A 17469-nucleotide genomic window follows, 5' to 3' on the forward strand; every position below is an offset into this window, starting at 1 on the left:
AGATTCCCTCTGGTTTGGTTGGATACGTCCTGCCAGATCAAGGAAACTCGATGAACCAAGAATCCCTCGCTTTTAGCGATGGGAGTGTCAAACGGAACCTCTCGTTTATTTGCCATGAGAAATCCGGGGGATTTATACGAGGTTCTCAAAATCCTGAAACATCTCTGTCAGCCTAGCGAGGGAGTGGAACGAACCACAAAGACACAAAGGACACAAAGATCGATCGCTTCTATGGTAAGTTAAGCTGATCACACAGAACCTAGAAGAGCTTGGATTAGAGGAGATTCAGCTAATCTAAGGATGGGCGGTTAAGAATTTTTTCGGCTTTTCTTGACTATTTCAGCCTGATTTGTCCTGACAAGCTCAAAAATACGAGAGTTTTTGTCTAGAATTGCCTGGCCTGAGAGGGGAATGATAAAGTTAGATAAGAAAATTAAAGATGGTGTGATTAAAATGAAATTTGCTGCTAGTACCTATTTTTCCCTGCTGCGTCATTGTGCCGTTCCTTTGTTGTCGATCGCTACTTTTACGCCAATTCTCTTAACTTATTTAGCCAAGGAAAAACCAGAAACCCCGCAACCGCAGGCAAATCTAGAAACTGCTGCCTCCCCTGCTCCTATTATCCCATCTCCGATCGCACCCTTAACCGCGCCATCGCCGAAACTAGCGCCCTCTCCCCAATCTTCCCCCTCGGCGCCGAAAAAATTAGCACCATCGGCCCATACTTCCCCTAATACTTCCCCTAATACTTCCCCCGCTGCCGCGGTTAAACCGGTGACTAGACAACCTTTAGTGGTTCCCGCTAATTATACGCCGCCGGCCATAGAAATTCGCGTGGCGATCAAAAGGGATGTGGCCAGTGTTTTGATTGGAGTTAACGGGCCGGCGGTGATCACAGATCGCCAAGGTCGTGGTTTAAAAACGATTGCCACTAACGAGGGTTTACCGGTCATTCCAGGTGCCAAGGGCTTAAAAATGGGCGATTTATCGCTGCCAGAGGTGATTTTTGTGCAGCCCACCAGTGCCGATGGTTTAGTTTATGTGGATGATAGTTGGTATCGGGGCAAAGTGCTGCTGGTGGCCCAAGGCGATCGCTTGTTAGTGGTCAATCATGTTAATTTAGAGGCCTATCTCTATAGTGTGGTGGGGAGTGAAATGCACTCCACCGCGCCAATGCACGCTTTAAAGGCACAAGCGATCGCCGCCCGTTCCTACGCCCTAGTACACATGATCCGCCCCGCTAATGCTTGGTTTCATCTGGGTAATAGCCAACGCTGGCAGGTATATAAAGGCATTCGCTCGGAGTATCAATCGACTCACCAAGCGGTTAATGCCACTGCTGGGCAGATTCTCAGTTATAAAGGGGGTGTAGTCGAGTCTCTTTATGCTGCCACCGATGAAATTGTCGCTTGGGCCCACGGTGGTCGCGGTATGAGTCAAACTGGGGCTTATAAATTAGCGGAAAAAGGCCTAGATTATCAACAAATTCTCGGTAATTATTATCCCGGAGTTGGTTTAGCCCGTCTAGTTCTACAAAATTAGATTGATAGGCTTTCTCGACTGAAAACTCAAATCTGATCACTGATAACTGATCACTGATCACTGAAATGCCGACCATAGCAGATTTCTAGTAACTGTATTAGAATAAACTTTCAAAATGCTATAGCAGTAAATCTCTCTATGAATAGCCCCTTTCTCGACTACCTCAACGGACCCAAACATCCCGTCCTCGTCTTTGATGGGGCGATGGGAACTTCCCTACAAAGCCAAAATCTCACGGCCGAGGACTTTGGTGGGGCAGAATACGAAGGGTGTAACGAGTATCTTGTCCATACTAAACCTAGTGCCGTAGCCAAAGTCCACGAAGCTTTTTTAGCGGTGGGTGCGGATGTGATTGAAACCGACACCTTCGGGGGAACCTCGATAGTTTTAGCCGAGTACGATTTAGCCGATCAAGCCTATTATCTCAACAAAAGCGCCGCCGAACTGGCCAAAGCTTGCGCGAATAAATACTCTACCCCCGAAAAACCCCGTTTTGTGGCGGGTTCCATGGGGCCGGGGACAAAACTGCCCACTTTGGGTCATATTGACTTTGATACGCTCAAAAATGCCTATGTGGAACAGGTAGAGGGTCTGTATGATGGCGGAGCAGATTTATTATTAGTAGAAACCTGTCAGGATGTCCTGCAAATTAAAGCGGCTTTAAATGCTATTGAAGAAGTATTTCAGAAAAAAGGTCAACGATTGCCCCTAATGGTTTCAGTGACGATGGAAACCATGGGAACGATGTTAGTAGGAACGGAAATTAACGCCGTTGTCTCTATTTTACAACCCTATAAAATCGATATTTTGGGACTTAACTGCGCCACTGGTCCCGATTTGATGAAACCCCATATTAAATATCTCTCGGAAAATTCCCCTTTTATTGTTTCTTGTATTCCTAATGCTGGTTTACCGGAAAATGTCGGCGGTCAAGCGCACTATCGCCTCACTCCCGTAGAATTAAAAATGGCTTTAATGCACTTTATCGAAGATTTGGGAGTACAAATTATCGGCGGTTGTTGTGGTACTCGTCCCGACCATATTCAAGCTTTAGCGGAACTAAGTCAGGGTTTAACTCCAAAATCTCGTCATTATCATTATGAACCCTCCGCCGCTTCTATTTATAGTACCCAACCCTATATTCAAGATAATTCTTTCCTGATTGTCGGGGAAAAATTAAACGCCAGTGGTTCTAAAAAATGTCGGGAACTTCTCAATGATGAAGACTGGGATAGTTTAGTATCTATGGCGAAAGCGCAGGTAAAAGAAGGGGCGCATATTCTGGATGTCAACGTCGATTATGTGGGCCGGGATGGGGTGCGCGATATGCACCAATTAGCCTCTCGTTTAGTTAATAATGTCACCCTACCTTTAATGTTAGATTCCACCGAATGGGAAAAAATGGAAGCGGGGTTAAAAGTAGCGGGGGGTAAATGTATCCTGAACTCTACTAACTACGAAGACGGGGAACCGCGTTTTTATCAAGTCTTGGATTTAGCGAAAAAATACGGTGCGGGGGTAGTAATTGGAACCATTGATGAAGAAGGAATGGGACGCACTGCCGAGAAAAAATTCCAGATAGCTAAACGGGCCTATTATGCGGCGATAGAATACGGAATTCCTCCCTACGAAATCTTTTTTGATCCTCTAGCTTTACCGATTTCTACCGGTATCGAAGAAGACCGAGAAAATGGCAAGGCTACTATCGAAGCAATAGGCCGAATTCGCCAAGAATTGCCAGAATGTCACATGATTTTAGGTGTGTCTAATATCTCCTTTGGCTTGAATCCAGCAGCGCGTCAGGTATTAAATTCCGTCTTCCTCAACGAAGCGATGCAGGTGGGGATGGATGGGGCAATTGTCAGTGCTAATAAAATTCTTCCTCTGGCAAAAATTGAACCAGAATATCAGCAAGTTTGTCTGGATTTAATCTATGATAATCGTCGTTTTGATGGCGATATATGTGTTTATGATCCCCTGACCAAATTAACCGAATTATTTGCGGGGAAAACTACTAAAAAAGACCCCTCTAGTAATGCTAATTTACCCGTGGAGGAACGCTTAAAACAGCATATTATTGATGGGGAAAGATTGGGACTGGAAGGTGCTTTGAATCAAGCTTTACAGGACTATCCACCCCTAGATATTATTAATATTTTCCTCCTGGATGGGATGAAGGTAGTGGGTGAGTTATTTGGTTCAGGACAAATGCAGTTACCTTTTGTTCTCCAATCTGCCCAAACTATGAAAGCAGCCGTTGCTTTTTTAGAACCATTTATGGAGAAAAAAGAGGGGGATAATAATGCCAAAGGGACTTTTATTATCGCAACAGTTAAAGGGGATGTTCACGATATCGGTAAAAATTTAGTTGATATTATCTTGACCAATAACGGCTATAAGGTGATTAATTTGGGCATTAAACAACCCGTAGAAAATATCATCGAAGCCTACAAAGAACATAAAGCCGATTGTATCGCTATGAGCGGTTTATTGGTGAAATCGACGGCTTTTATGAAGGAAAATCTGGAGGTTTTTAACGAAAAAGGAATCACCATTCCCGTTATCCTTGGCGGGGCAGCTTTAACTCCTAAATTTGTCCATGATGACTGTCAAAAAACCTACAATGGAAAGGTTATCTATGGTAAAGATGCCTTCTCTGACCTGCATTTTATGGATAAATTAATGCCCGCTAAAGCTGGGGGCCAATGGGATGATAGTAAAGGCTTTTTAGGGGAGTTTGTCGAGGGAGAAAAAACCCCGGTTGTCGCAGAAGAATTAGAGGTTAATCCCGATACTATTTTTACCGATGGCAGCGTCAACAAAGAATTAGTTATTGATACCCGTCGTTCGGAAGCGGTGGAAGTTAATATTCCCCGACCAACACCGCCCTTCTGGGGTACTAAAATATTAACAGCAGCAGAAATTCCCATCGAGGAGGTTTTCTGGTATTTGGACCTACAAGCTTTATTTGTCGGTCAATGGCAATTCCGCAAACCAAAAAGCCAACCGAAGCAGGAATACGACCAGTTTTTACAGGAAAAAGTTCATCCAATTCTGGCAGCATGGAAAGAGAAAATTGTCAAGGAAAATTTACTAAACCCCACATTAATTTATGGTTATTTTCCCTGTCAATCCTCTGGTAATTCCCTCTTAATTTACGATCCCGAATCGATACAAGCGGGCGAAAAACCCGAAAATCTGCAACCGATCGCCATTTTTGAGTTTCCTCGCCAGAAATCCGGTCGTCGTCTCTGTATTGCTGACTTTTTCGCCCCGCAGGAATCCGGTATTATCGACGTTTTCCCGATGCAAGCGGTGACAGTGGGGGAAATCGCCACGGAATACGCTAAATCTCTCTTTGATGCCAACCAATATACCGAATACCTCTATTATCACGGCATGGCTGTCCAAGCCGCCGAAGCCATGGCCGAATGGACCCACACCCGCATCCGTCGCGAGTTAGGTTTCGCACAGTTCGATCCTGATAATATCCGCGATATACTGCAACAGCGTTACCAAGGTTCTCGCTATAGTTTCGGCTATCCCGCTTGTCCCAATATTCAGGATCAATACAAGCAACTAGGTCTGTTAGGATGCGATCGCATTGGGATGTCTATGGACGAAAGCGAACAATTGTACCCAGAACAATCCACCACCGCCATTATCACCTATCACCCCACCGCTAAATACTTTAGTACCTAATCAGTGATCAGTTATCAGTGATCAGTTATCAGTTAAGCTGTTTTGAATCTAAATTGCATATTCGATTTTTCCTCCTGCCTCCTGCCCCCCTGCCGACCGCCTGATCTCAACAAGCAATTTAAACTACGAACAGCTTATCAGGTGTGAGTTTTTATCGGTAAAACCCTACACCCCACACCCCACACCCCACACCCTACCCCCACCGAAAAACTTTTTGCCGCAAACCCTAATTAGGGCAGCCATTCCAGTAAAATTCCTAGGGAGCTATCTTTACGAGCGCGGGAATTTTGGGCTTGAATATCGGCAGCTAAACGTAAATTAGAGGTAATCGCATAACCAACCGAAAGAGTAGTCAATCCCACCTCGTTAGCACCCCCTGGGGAGATAAAACTCTGACTGACGGTGATATCTGCTGCCCCCGTGCGAGAAAGGGCTAATTTGAGCTTTAATCCTAAGTTAAGCCCATCGGTGCTGTAATTTCCTGTCTGAATGTAACGATAGCCCACCATGGGAGCCAGATTGACATAATCACCCAAAGGGAGGAGATAGTATTGTAAATTTGCTCCTATTGCCGTCCTTTTGCCGTTAAAAGCCGTCTGATAATCGCCGCTTAGGGTTAAACTGGTTTGACCGAAAAACACATCTTCTACCCCCAAAATCACGCCACTGGAATTATCGCTAGAAGGAAACTGGGCATACCCTAAACGGATACGAGTGCGAAAACTAGGATCATTGCGAATTTCTTCGGCGATATCGGGTATTTTTTCTAACCAACGCTCTAAAACGGGGCTTTCTTGCCGAATTTTCGGGTCTAAGTCTAACTCCGTTTCTGCCCACACCGGACCAATCGCCCCCCATAATAAAGCAAGAGCGATCGCATTTACAGAACAGCAAGAGAGCTTATACATGATCTGCATTATACCCAAGGAGGCAGGGGACAGGAGGCAAGAGGCAAGAGAAAGAATCTGGCAATAAAGCTTTTAGCTTAACAAATTAGGTTTTAGATTCGGCCTTTGTTATCAGTTATCAGATGTGAGTTTTCAGTTCACTGATTACTGGTTACTGTTTACTTCCCACTTCCCACTCCGACACTCCCCCAAAGGTTACAATTAAAAAAGATAAGATTCCCCGTTATTCTTGAGAGGACGGGGGCAGTAGGAGTAGCAATAGTGGTTAGAATATTAAAACTTTCGCAATTAAGTAGCGCGGAACGGGCAAAACTTCAGAAAAGAGCCGAGTTAGATATTGATAACGCCCTAAAAGTCGCTCAAACGGTCATAGAAACCATCCGCGAACGGGGGGATGCCGGCGTTGTGGACTATGTGCGGCGTTTTGACTACGAAGGTGCGACGGTAGAAAATATCAAAGTCAGCGAGGCAGAATTTGAGCGGGCGTTTCATTTAATTGAACCGGAAGTAAAAACTGCCATTGAACAGGCTTTCCGGAATATTCAAGAGGTACATCGTCGCCAAATGCCGGAAGAAACACAACTGGCAGAAATTGAAACCGGTGTCTTTGCCGGCGAAAAAATCTCTCCTATCCCCAATGTGGGTTTATACGTTCCCCGGGGCCGCGGTGCTTTTCCCTCGATGATGTTAATGTTAACCATCCCGGCAATGGTGGCAGGAGTGGAAAGAGTTGTCGTTTGCACTCCCCCCGATAAACAGGGCAACGTGGAACCCGTTTCTCTGGTGGCGGCGCAGATGGCTGGAGTCAGAGAAATTTATAAATTAGGGGGCGTACAAGCGATCGCCGCTTTAGCTTTGGGAACAAAAAATATCAAAAGGGTTGACAAAATTACAGGTCCGTGCAGCGTCTATGGGGCGGCGGCCAAACGGTTACTGTTCGGCACTGTGGATGTGGGTTTGCCGGCAGGTCCGAGTGAGTCGATAGTTTTGGCCGATGAGTCCACCGATGCCCGTTTAGCGGCCTTGGATTTATTAATTGAAGCGGAACACGGGGCGGATTCGGCGGCTTTATTAGTCACCCACTGTGAAGATGTGGCGATCGCCGCTAGTGAATATGCTCAGGAATACCTGCAAAAACTCCCGGATTGGCGACGGGAATTCTGTGAGGCGGGTTTAGCCGCCTATGGGGGCATAATTTTAACCGATAGTTTGCAGCAATCCCTCGATTTTGTCAATGAGTACGCCCCGGAACATCTAGAGGTTTTAGTTAGTAATCCTTTTGCCATTCTGGGCAAGATTAAAAATGCTGGCGAAATTCTCCTGGGAAATCATACTCCTTCCTCTATGGCTACCTACGCCATCGGAGTCAATGCTGTGCTGCCCACAGGAAGTTTTGCCCGTTCCTATTCGGCGGTTTCGGTTTATGATTTTCTGAAGCGCTCCACTTTGGCTTATGTCACCCCTGAAGGCTTTGAAAAGTTAAAAGAAACCACGAAAACTTTAGCCGAGTACGAAGGTTTTCCCGCCCATAAATTAGCAATTCAACACAGGGAAATTTTACTCTAAATAGGGTCTGCTGAATAAATGTAAAAACCTTGTTGGGTAAGACTTTTAGACTTTTTGTCAATCAAAAAGTACCGGACTGGGAGTGATCAGGGGGAAAATTCAGGTACTTTTTCCCCACACCCTACCACCACCGAAAAACTTTTTCAGCAGACCCTAAATAATTGGGTTAATCACTAAATTTCCTTGCTCCGCGTAGTTTGTGAGCATTTGAGCCGACCACTCAAACTATTGCGGGTCTTCGGTTACAACATCAAGAATGACGTTGCTATCTACCAGAATGTCGGTCATCGAAAATTTTGGGTCTGAAACCCCGTCGTTCTACGACGGCTTTACTGTTAAATATTAGCGCATTTACAAAATATATGCTAGAATGTGAGACGTAGAGAATCAGGCAAGCATTTTATGAAAAAAGTAGTTGTTATTTTAATTCTGTTTTTTCTGGGGGAACAAATATCAATAAAATCACCAATTTCTGGCAATCAAACCCTCAATAATTTAGCCGTAGCTAACAACAATAATCGTCCCAATCCCCAGAAAAAACCTAGTCCTTCTCCACAATTTCGCTGCGATGGTAGAACTCACTGTTCGCAGATGACATCCTGTGCAGAAGCGACTTTTTTCTTGAGAAACTGCCCCAATGTCAAAATGGATGGAGACGGTGATGGAGTTCCCTGTGAAAGTCAATGGTGTGGTCAAAAATCCTCAGAAAAATGTTTGAAAAGTTCTCAAAATAACTAATTTGGTTTCCTCACCCCAATTCTTTCACTTAAAGAATCGGGGTAAAAACAATTAAGAAGCAGTAATCACGGGAGAATTAAGATATTGATAATTCCAGTCCGATTGTTGCCAAACGCGACCATCAAGGGCAATTTGTTCGATTAAACTAGCTAATCGTAAAGCTTTTAAAGCTTGTTCCCCACCGACGGAAGGTTGGTTCCCACCGCGCACACAATGAACAAAATGTTCTAATTCCGCGTGTAGAGGTTCAATATTGCTAGTATAAACCTTTTCAATTAAACCATCTTGACGGTAGAGAACTTGACCGTAATCAGTGCTATAGTTAGCGGTGGTTTGCCGGTGAATGAGGATTTCATTGTTGAGAAAATCCGCTTCCGTGAGAGAATTTTTACAGTGGGCTGCTAAACGGCGAATCTTGCGATGAGTCACCTTACTAGCGGTTAAATTAGCCACCACTCCATTACTAAAACCAAGGGTGGCAGTGACATAATCGAGATAACCGGAATCAGTGGCAGCGCGACTACCACTAGCGGTTAATTTCACCACAGGAGCGGCGACTAATTCTAAAATTAAATCTATATCATGGATCATTAAATCTAACACCACCGAGACATCATTAGCTCGCTGGGAATAGGGACTCATGCGATGGGATTCAATCGCTAGAATCTCCTCGGTTTTCAAGACCTTCGATAACTCTTGGAAAGCGGGATTAAAACGCTCGATATGACCCACTTGCAGAATACAATCGTGATCGGCTGCCGCATTGACTAAAGATTCCGCTTCACTAATACTAGCGGCGATCGGTTTCTCGATCAAGGTATGTACTCCCCCTTGCAGACAGTCCATCCCGACTCGATGGTGTAACCGCGTGGGGACAGCGATACAAACCGCATCTACCCTAGGTAAGAGATCTAAATAATTTTCAAAAAAACGGACTCGGTATTTACTGGCAGTTTCCAGTCCCTTTTCGACGTTGACATCGGCCACCCCGACGAATTCCACGTCTTTTAATAAACTCAGGATGCGACTATGGTGTTGTCCCATGTTACCGACCCCGATAACCCCGACTTTAATCGGTTTGAGTTGATTTCTGTTACCCGGAAAGTTTGCTGGTTGATTGGACATGAATTTTAGACTCCTGTGTTCACACTCCTCACACCACTTGATTAAATTAATCAAGCTGATTTTGTCGATTAATTACCAAGATGGTATCATGGTTATCCAGATTCTGACACGATGTCGGTGTCAATGGCAGTTCTGAGAAGATTTTCTGATTTCACCTGCGGGTTTTCACTCCTAAATGCTTATCAAAACATCGTCCCTTAGTAGCGAGGACTACATTCAGCTAAATTTTAACTATGGACAATGCAACAGATTTTAACTCCTTACGGGGATTAAGTGTTTTTTTGCTAGGAATGATGGGGGCCGGCAAATCCACCCTGGGAGAGTTGCTTTCCCGACGGTTACAATATCGTTTTTTTGATACAGATATATTAATAGAAAGGGTCGCGGGAAAGAAAATTAAGGAAATTTTTGCCGACGAGGGAGAAGCGACTTTTCGGGAGTTAGAAACCCAAGTTTTGGCCGAATTATCCTCTCTGACTAAAACTGTGATTGCTACCGGGGGAGGGATGGTTTTAAAACCGATGAATTGGAGTTATCTTCGTCACGGTTTAATGATTTGGTTAGATGTTCCTCTCGAAGTCTTGGTTAAACGTTTAAAACAAGATACCTCTCGTCCCTTGCTTGAGTCCACTGATTTAGAAAGTAACCTGGAATTATTATTAGAACAAAGACGAGGACTTTATGCAGAAGCAGATCTTCGGATTGTTGTTTCTGACCTAGATACACCTACTGATATCGTTGAGAAAATTTTAACAGCAATACCGACGGTGATTAAAGATTTTCATCCAGAAAGGGATCATAACTAATGACAGCAGCTTCAATTTTTGATTTACCTGAACTAATTCCTGACCGAGAAATTCTGGAAATTTTGGCCCAAAGTCAGGCTATTCGTCTGGAAAGAATTATTTCCACTGGTCAAACCACTCCCATCGGTCAATGGTACGATCAATCTGACTTTGAATGGGTGATTTTATTACAGGGTTTTGCTGAGATTAGCTATGAAGATGGCAACAAAGTTAATCTGCAAGCAGGGGATTATCTCCTGATTCCTCCTCACCAAAAACATCGCGTCGAATTGACTAGCAATAATCCCCCTTGTATTTGGTTAGCTGTCTATTATCGCTAGGAAACTATAGTTTCTAACTATTGCCAGCGATCGAATAAATCGGTTAAAACGATATTAGAAAACAAAAAACCTTCAGGGTCGCTTAATCTGACCCTGCTATCCCCCTCAATTATTACTAAATTACGCTGTTTATGCGGCTCTAAGACCTCTAAAATTGCTTTTTTGATTTCCGAACCAAAATTAGCTTCAATGGCGGGTAAACTCACCCCTGACCCTAACCTTAACCCTAGCATTAAGGTTTCGAGAAGATCATCGATAAAACTATTTTTCTCCACGTCAATCTGACAGCCTTCTTTTACCCAAGCGAAATAGTCGCGACTTTTGCGCGGACGGGTAAAACGTTGTTGATGAAGATAACTAGCAGCCCCCATACCAAAGCCGTAATAGGGACGATTTTCCCAGTAAACTCGATTATGTCGGCATTGATAACCAGGTTTAGCATAGTTAGAAATCTCGTAATGTTGATAACCGGCTAAAGCTAGTTTTTCACCGGCTAAAACATACATTTTTGCCGTGGTTTCATCATCGGGTAAGGGTTTTTTTCCCGGTTGATACTGTTTACCGAAAGGAGTAACCGCTTCTAAGACCAAATCGTAACAGGAAAGATGGGCCGGTTGCAGTTCGATCGCTTTTTCTAGGGAATTTTCCCAATCTGTGAGGGTTTGTTGTGGCAATCCCGAAATCAAATCCAAACTATAGTTAACTATTCCCAATCCCTGAATTAATTCCACTGCATGATAGATATCCTTAACGGTATGCGATCGACCAGAAACCTGTAATAATGGTTCTTGAAAAGCCTGTACTCCTAAACTAACCCGATTGACTCCCGCGCTAAGATAACCCTGTAATTGTTCTAAACTAAAGGTAGCTGGATCAATCTCCATAGAAATCTCTATATCAGCTGCAAAATCAAACTTTTTAGCTAAAGTATCCAGAATTGATCCTAATAATTCCACCGGTAACAGGGAAGGAGTCCCCCCCCCAAAAAAAATTGTTTCTAGGGGTTTCCCCGTCCCCTGACTAAGGCTAATTTCTTCTTGTAATATTTCCCCATACTCCACCACAGGGGGAAAAGTCGCCGGATTGGTGCGATTACCGACGACAAAAATCGGGAAATCACAGTAAAAACAGCGCCGACGACAAAAGGGAATATGAATATAAACCGAGGTTACGGGGTCAAAATAGGGCATTACAGCAGTTATCAGTGAACAGTAATCAGTAATCAGTGAACTCATACAGCCTTTCTCGTCAAGGTGAGGTACAGACTAACCCTTGCTAATCAAGTATTTTAGATGCAAGAACGAACCTCATCTATCTGAGAAACGCTGTAACTCGTATCTGATGACTACTCGCAGCTAGAAATCCGTTAGACAATATCATACTTTGTGCTTTTTGTCAAAAAAACTTTTTCTTTGCAATAAAACTACACAAAAAAAAGATCATCGTTGTGGGTTAAATTGACTCATTTACCCGTTTTAATGAGGATTACCTTCTAGGTGTGGATAGCCGATTATGAAATTATGTCAAATCGCTGTAACCATTGCAACATCGTTGTTAAATGAAAATATTTCTCAATTAATTTTTAAGAATTTGTAAATATTGCGGAATGTTAATTTAAATATTCTCAAGATTTTGGAGTCAATCAATAATTTTTGCTTATCTTTGTCGGAAAATAGGACTCTTGCAAAAATCCAACATCTACCATTGCGTTAGGAGTTAGGAGTCGGAAGACAGGAGATAGGAGTCAGGAGATTATTTTTATTTATTCTTCCCCCGCAACGCGCACGCAGTGACCCCCCCACACCCTACACCCTACACCCCACACCCTCTTTCAAGTCAGGAGACAGTATTCAGGAGACAGCTTTTTTCTACGCTGCTCCCTGCTCCCTACTCCCCTGCTCCCCAACCCCTATTTTCCGTCTAAACTTTTGTATAGGGATAGTCTGGGAAAGTATGGATAGCTCTTAGACTAATTAATTCGGGACTCACATCACAATATAGACTATGGCTTACTATTGGTTTAAAGCATTTCACCTGATTGGGGTAGTTGTTTGGTTTGCGGGACTATTTTATTTAGTACGTTTGTTTGTCTATCATGGGGAGGCAGCAACAGAAACGGAACCCGCACAAGCTATTCTGAAAGCGCAATACGAGATCATGGAGAAGCGACTCTACAATATCATCACCACACCGGGGATGATTGTCACCGTGGCCATGGCGATCGGTTTAATCTCCACAGAACCGGAAATTTTAAAATCGGGATGGTTACATATTAAATTATCCTTTGTGGCTCTTTTACTGCTCTATCATTTCTACTGTGGTCGCATCATGAAAAAGCTAGAAAAAGGGGAATGTAATTGGACGGGACAGCAATTTCGGGCATTAAATGAAGCACCAACCCTGTTATTGGTAGTTATTGTCCTTTTGGCAGTATTTAAGAATCAATTACCCCTCGATTTGACCACTTGGTTAATTGTAGCTTTAGTGGTATTAATGGCGGTGACAATCCAACTTTATGCTAAAAAACGTCGCAAAGATCAAGAAAAACTTCGGCAAAATACTCCCCAAAAAGAAGAAGTAGCGACCAGGTGAATTATCTCAATCATTCCCTAGGTTTCTAGGATAACAGTTAAGAGTGGTTTGACAGCTGTGGGATGGTCTTTTTAGTCCATCCCCATTGTATAGGTAGCAACCTTTAGCTTTTAGGTTTTTGGCTTTTTGCTATTTTTGAGCTTATACAAAAACTATTTTTAATAGTGTGATGAACTCCCAAGCTATGGATTGTTTCTCCCTGCTCCGGCGCTCCGCTGCTCCCCGATACCTTTTAAACAGGATTTATTATTATAAACCTCTTGCATAATTAATTTTTCAGGGTTCAAAAACGGCAAAAATAAGGATTAAATTGCCTAAAATCTGTAAATAGACCATTTAACTGATTATTATTTATTCTTAATTCTCCTGACTCCTGGCTACTGACTCCTAACCCTAACAACAATTTTTGATTTTTACAAGAGGTCCTATGAATAGTTGCTGGATAGATTGGGAAAAAATAACTAGAGATTTTCTGAGTTCCCGCAAGCTCAGACAAGTTGCTGAATTGCGAGGATTCTATCGAGTTAATCCCTCTGGTATTCCTAGAATTCCCCCCGATTTAGAATTGAGAGACTACCAAAATACAGCGATTATCAGTTGGTTTCGTAATCGGGGACGGGGAACTTTAAAAATGGCCACCGGCAGCGGTAAAACTATTACTGCTTTAGCTATTGCCATGGAACTTTACCAAGCGATAGAACTGCAAGTATTATTAGTAATTTGCCCCTATCGTCACCTAGTCAATCAATGGCAACGAGAAGCGGAAAAATTTAATCTTAAACCGATTTTAGCCTACGAAAGTGTCCATACATGGCAAAGTCAACTAGCCACAGAGTTATATAATGTGCAAGCGGGTAATCAAAAATTTGTCACTATTTTAACTACTAACTCAACTTTTATTAGCGAGGGGTTTCAATCACAAATAAAATTTTTTCCCGATAAAACTTTAATTGTTGGTGATGAAGCACATAATTTAGGTTCCCCCCGATTAGAAGAATTATTACCCCGTTCTTTAGGTCTAAGATTGGCTTTAACCGCCACTCCTGAAAGATATTTTGATGAGGAAGGAACTGACGCTATTCTTGATTATTTTGGGCAAATTCTACAACCAGAATTTACCCTAGCTGATGCTATTAGCAAAGGAGCTTTAGTCAATTATTTTTATTATCCAGTCTTGGTTGAATTAACCGACGGTGAGGCTTTATTATACGCAAAATTAACCCAAAGAATCGGCTGGACTTTGCAGAAAAATAGTAATTTAAATAGTAATGAGAACCTCACCGCTTTGTTAATGCAAAGGTCACGATTAGTTGGTTCAGCAAGTAATAAATTACAGGCTTTACAACAACTGATGCAAGAGCGGTTAGATACGGATCATACTTTATTTTATTGTGGGGATGGTTATGTGGAAAATTATACTGCTAATTATCGTCGTCAGGTAGAAGCAGTTACTCATTTATTGGGCAATCAATTAGGTTATCGAGTTGCTACCTACACCGCAGAAACTTCCCTAGAAGAACGAGAAAAAATTCGCCAACAATTTGAGGAGGGTTATCTACAAGGATTAGTGGCAATTAGATGTTTAGATGAGGGAGTAGATCTGCCATCAATTCAAAACGCAGTCATTCTGGCTAGTAGTGGTAATCCTCGACAATTTATTCAGCGTCGCGGGCGAATATTGCGACCCCATCCCGATAAAAAACAGGCCACTTTATTTGATATGATTGTTATGCCACCGACCTTAGATCGAGAAACCTGGGAAGTAGAAAGGAATTTATTACGCAAGGAATTAAAACGCTTTCTAGAGTTTGCCCAATTAGCTATTAATGCTCAAGAAGCTGAGACTAAATTAGGGGAGATTCAAGATAGATATTGTCTTTTGTCTAATTAAAACCTGAAAAGTTAAATCTTGGCAGCTTTTATGCTAGAATAGAGGTTAGTCAAGAATTGATCTGAAAGTCAAGATTGATCGCCGAGAAAAATTAACCCAAGCGAATAGCGATCAATAAAGTTGTATAATTTTCTTTCCTCTACTTCTAAACTTCTATGTCTCCCCGTCAACAACCCCGTCGCATTGCTCGAGAACTTGCCCTTTTGAGTTTAAGTCAGATTAAAGGCAATCCTGAAAACCTAGAACAGCAAACTTTAAACGATTTAATTTTAGTCGCAGTTAGAACCTTAACCCTGGAAATTCAAGAAACCTTAGAAACCGCTGCTGCCGAAATTAGTCGCGGCAATGAACGGATTCTCGCTAGTGATACTAAGGCCACAAATCTAAAAAGCGCTCAAACTATGGTACAAGAAGCAATTTCTCTTACTCACAATGCCATTAATCGTTTAGGAACCGTGATAGATTTTCCCGAAATTGTTCAGTTATCTAGTCAGTACGAAGTGCGGGAATATGCCCTAGAATTAATCGGTACAGTCTATCGTCGTCGTGCGGAAATCGAACAGGAATTAACCGGCGCTTTAGTGGATTGGCAACTACATCGTTTACCAAGAATCGATCGGGATATCCTCCAAATTGCCGTCGCAGAAATGCTCTATCTCGATCTACCTCAAAAAGTAGCGATTAATGAAGCGATCGAATTAGCAAAACGTTATTCTGATGATGAAGGTTATCGCTTTATTAATGGTGTTCTCCGACGGGTAACGAATAAGCTCAATGAATCAGAAAAAGCCGTATCTACCCAGAGTTAACCCCGCAAGAAATTAATACTACAATGACCACATTTTATAGGGAAATTTCTGTAAATTGATATTGTAGTATCGCTCATCTCCCGTGACTTCTTGGCCGATCCAATCAGGAATAGTAATGACTTGCTCCTCTTGTTCTAGCTCAATTTCAGCCATAATCAAACCTTGATTATCCCCCAAAAATTCATCAACTTCCCAAGTTAAATTATCCAGAGAAATGCGATGACGAATCTTTTCAATTAAAGGTTTTTTACAGAGTTTTTCTAACATGAGCGCCGCATCTTCTAGGGGAATTGCATACTCGAATTCTGGGCGACTAATGCCCTCAGTCTTGCCTTTAATGGTTAAATAACCCCGATCTCCAACTACACGAACTCGCACAGTTGTCAATCCATCTTGGGTGGGAATATATCCCTGACGATACAACTTGCCGGTCGCAAGCGATCGCCAAGAATCCCCTTTAACCAGAAACTTCCGTTCAATTTCAACAGTCATAAGCTTTTGATGGCAATAAATTTAAGCCGTAGCCACGGCAGCAGCTTGGGTTCCTAGTTGAATTAACTCGATCTTGTAGCCATTAGGATCTTCCACAAAAGCAATCACGGTAGAACCGTGTTTCATCGGGCCCGGTTCCCTGGTGACATTGCCACCAAGAGCTTTAATTTTCTCACAGGTGCTATAGATATCATCCACCCCCAGGGCAATATGACCGTAAGCATTACCGACTTCATAGCGATCAACTCCCCAATTATAGGTCAGTTCGATGACAGCATGATTAGCTTCATCGCCATAACCGACGAAAGCGAGGGTAAATTGACCATTGGGATAGTCTTTCTGGCGCAGTAACTTCATTCCTAGCACATCGCAGTAAAATTGTAAAGATTCCTGCAAGTTATTGACCCGGAGCATGGTGTGTAAGAGACGCATGATTATTTTTAGATGACATCGATGGAAAAATTACCTAAAATGTCGGATGAATGCCCCCGCTAAATTTTTCGACAAGACATCAACCTTTGCGGGGGATGAAATCCGACCAGGATATTGACGGCGAAGCACGATTTTAATTCTACCATTTGTAGGTAAACTGTGTTTTAACGGAGGCAGGGGGCAGGAGGCAGGGGGCAGGAGGCAGGAAGCCGTTTTTGTAACGGGGATTTATGCCCCGCTCCAAAAACTTTTCACCTTAAAAGGCGAGGTTTTAGACCCGATTTTTTCGATAATTAATTTAACCAAGGGTCGAGGATGGTTTGAATTTTTTGCCAAGATTTATCGGATTGTTTGTGTTGCTGTTCCTCCCCATTTCACTTCTCAAGATTGTTCAGTTTGTGGGACGAGAGTTCAAAAAACATTAAGCACTAGAACTCATCAATGTCCCAATTGTCAAACAGTCTTAGATAGGGATCATAATGCAGCAATAAATATTCTTAAAAAAGGGTTGAAATATTTGGGAAATCATCTCAACGGTACTGTTGG

14 protein-coding genes and 1 pseudogene are annotated in these 17469 nt (G+C 42.7%); 10 read left to right on the plus strand and 5 right to left on the minus strand.

Annotated features, from left to right (window positions below; translation table 11 throughout):
* Positions 1-411: 411 nt before the first annotated feature.
* Both BGL89_RS04130 and metH read left to right on the plus strand, forming a co-directional pair.
* The gene (locus BGL89_RS04130) at positions 412-1542 is read left to right on the plus strand and encodes a SpoIID/LytB domain-containing protein (RefSeq protein WP_286824580.1); all 1131 of its coding nucleotides are present in this window, start codon (positions 412-414) and stop codon (positions 1540-1542) included.
* Between the two features lie 138 nt (positions 1543-1680).
* The gene (gene metH, locus BGL89_RS04135) at positions 1681-5244 is read left to right on the plus strand and encodes a methionine synthase (protein ID WP_286824581.1); all 3564 of its coding nucleotides are present in this window, start codon (positions 1681-1683) and stop codon (positions 5242-5244) included.
* Between the two features lie 230 nt (positions 5245-5474).
* On the opposite strand, the gene BGL89_RS04140 is transcribed toward metH, so the two are convergent.
* Positions 5475-6161, minus strand: coding sequence for a hypothetical protein (locus BGL89_RS04140; RefSeq protein WP_286824582.1), 687 nt, complete (start codon positions 6159-6161; stop codon positions 5475-5477).
* Positions 6162-6413: 252 nt separating this feature from the next.
* Here BGL89_RS04140 and hisD point away from each other — a divergent pair, with 252 nt between their 5' ends.
* Entirely contained in the window at positions 6414-7718 is a 1305-nt protein-coding gene (hisD, locus tag BGL89_RS04145) for a histidinol dehydrogenase (protein WP_286824583.1), read from the plus strand.
* Between the two features lie 402 nt (positions 7719-8120).
* A complete protein-coding gene (locus BGL89_RS04150; protein ID WP_286824585.1) occupies positions 8121-8456 on the plus strand; it encodes an excalibur calcium-binding domain-containing protein in 336 nt (111 codons plus the stop codon).
* A gap of 51 nt (positions 8457-8507) precedes the next feature.
* Here the strand turns inward: BGL89_RS04150 and BGL89_RS04155 are convergent, their stop codons facing one another.
* Positions 8508-9581 (minus strand): Gfo/Idh/MocA family protein, encoded by a 1074-nt coding sequence (locus BGL89_RS04155; protein ID WP_151695534.1) that lies wholly within the window; start codon positions 9579-9581, stop codon positions 8508-8510.
* A 233-nt stretch (positions 9582-9814) separates the two neighbouring features.
* On the opposite strand from BGL89_RS04155, the gene BGL89_RS04160 reads away from it, so the two are divergent.
* Positions 9815-10387, plus strand: coding sequence for a shikimate kinase (locus BGL89_RS04160; protein WP_286824587.1), 573 nt, complete (start codon positions 9815-9817; stop codon positions 10385-10387).
* Positions 10387-10707, plus strand: coding sequence for a cupin domain-containing protein (locus BGL89_RS04165; protein WP_286824588.1), 321 nt, complete (start codon positions 10387-10389; stop codon positions 10705-10707). Before BGL89_RS04160 ends, BGL89_RS04165 begins: the two co-directional genes overlap by 1 nt.
* Before the next feature lie 17 nt (positions 10708-10724).
* Here BGL89_RS04165 and hemW read toward each other — a convergent pair whose 3' ends face one another.
* Positions 10725-11897, minus strand: coding sequence for a radical SAM family heme chaperone HemW (hemW, locus tag BGL89_RS04170; protein WP_286824590.1), 1173 nt, complete (start codon positions 11895-11897; stop codon positions 10725-10727).
* 814 nt (positions 11898-12711) lie between these two features.
* On the opposite strand from hemW, the gene hemJ reads away from it, so the two are divergent.
* From hemJ to nusB, 3 genes are all read left to right on the plus strand, one after another.
* Positions 12712-13299 carry a protoporphyrinogen oxidase HemJ gene (gene hemJ, locus BGL89_RS04175; protein ID WP_286824591.1) on the plus strand — a complete coding sequence of 196 codons (588 nt, stop codon included), beginning with the start codon at positions 12712-12714 and terminating at the stop codon, positions 13297-13299.
* A gap of 427 nt (positions 13300-13726) precedes the next feature.
* Positions 13727-15190, plus strand: coding sequence for a DNA phosphorothioation system restriction enzyme (locus BGL89_RS04180; protein ID WP_286824592.1), 1464 nt, complete (start codon positions 13727-13729; stop codon positions 15188-15190).
* A 155-nt stretch (positions 15191-15345) separates the two neighbouring features.
* Positions 15346-15999 carry a transcription antitermination factor NusB gene (gene nusB, locus BGL89_RS04185; RefSeq protein ID WP_286824593.1) on the plus strand — a complete coding sequence of 218 codons (654 nt, stop codon included), beginning with the start codon at positions 15346-15348 and terminating at the stop codon, positions 15997-15999.
* Between the two features lie 18 nt (positions 16000-16017).
* On the opposite strand, the gene BGL89_RS04190 is transcribed toward nusB, so the two are convergent.
* Both BGL89_RS04190 and gloA read right to left on the minus strand, forming a co-directional pair.
* Positions 16018-16491 (minus strand): CYTH domain-containing protein, encoded by a 474-nt coding sequence (locus tag BGL89_RS04190; RefSeq protein ID WP_286824594.1) that lies wholly within the window; start codon positions 16489-16491, stop codon positions 16018-16020.
* A 21-nt stretch (positions 16492-16512) separates the two neighbouring features.
* Complete coding sequence (gene gloA / locus BGL89_RS04195) at positions 16513-16923, minus strand: lactoylglutathione lyase (RefSeq protein ID WP_002796773.1); 411 nt, start codon at positions 16921-16923, stop codon at positions 16513-16515.
* 322 nt (positions 16924-17245) lie between these two features.
* On the opposite strand from gloA, the pseudogene BGL89_RS04200 reads away from it, so the two are divergent.
* A pseudogene (locus tag BGL89_RS04200) lies at positions 17246-17469 on the plus strand (zinc ribbon domain-containing protein); the annotation flags it as partial.

The sequence above is a fragment of the Microcystis sp. LSC13-02 genome, assembly GCA_002282935.1.
Taxonomy (GTDB): domain Bacteria; phylum Cyanobacteriota; class Cyanobacteriia; order Cyanobacteriales; family Microcystaceae; genus Microcystis.

What these genes read in the sequence shown, in the direction of transcription:
- hemW (WP_286824590.1), bottom strand. Translation starts at nt 11,897, where the DNA reads ATGCCCTATTTTGACCCCGTAACCTCGGTTTATATTCATATTCCCTTT.
- BGL89_RS04180 (WP_286824592.1), top strand. Translation starts at nt 13,727, where the DNA reads ATGAATAGTTGCTGGATAGATTGGGAAAAAATAACTAGAGATTTTCTG.
- BGL89_RS04165 (WP_286824588.1), top strand. Translation starts at nt 10,387, where the DNA reads ATGACAGCAGCTTCAATTTTTGATTTACCTGAACTAATTCCTGACCGA.
- nusB (WP_286824593.1), top strand. Translation starts at nt 15,346, where the DNA reads ATGTCTCCCCGTCAACAACCCCGTCGCATTGCTCGAGAACTTGCCCTT.
- BGL89_RS04190 (WP_286824594.1), bottom strand. Translation starts at nt 16,491, where the DNA reads ATGACTGTTGAAATTGAACGGAAGTTTCTGGTTAAAGGGGATTCTTGG.
- BGL89_RS04140 (WP_286824582.1), bottom strand. Translation starts at nt 6,161, where the DNA reads ATGCAGATCATGTATAAGCTCTCTTGCTGTTCTGTAAATGCGATCGCT.
- gloA (WP_002796773.1), bottom strand. Translation starts at nt 16,923, where the DNA reads ATGCGTCTCTTACACACCATGCTCCGGGTCAATAACTTGCAGGAATCT.
- BGL89_RS04160 (WP_286824587.1), top strand. Translation starts at nt 9,815, where the DNA reads ATGGACAATGCAACAGATTTTAACTCCTTACGGGGATTAAGTGTTTTT.
- hemJ (WP_286824591.1), top strand. Translation starts at nt 12,712, where the DNA reads ATGGCTTACTATTGGTTTAAAGCATTTCACCTGATTGGGGTAGTTGTT.
- BGL89_RS04130 (WP_286824580.1), top strand. Translation starts at nt 412, where the DNA reads ATGATAAAGTTAGATAAGAAAATTAAAGATGGTGTGATTAAAATGAAA.
- BGL89_RS04150 (WP_286824585.1), top strand. Translation starts at nt 8,121, where the DNA reads ATGAAAAAAGTAGTTGTTATTTTAATTCTGTTTTTTCTGGGGGAACAA.
- BGL89_RS04155 (WP_151695534.1), bottom strand. Translation starts at nt 9,581, where the DNA reads ATGTCCAATCAACCAGCAAACTTTCCGGGTAACAGAAATCAACTCAAA.
- metH (WP_286824581.1), top strand. Translation starts at nt 1,681, where the DNA reads ATGAATAGCCCCTTTCTCGACTACCTCAACGGACCCAAACATCCCGTC.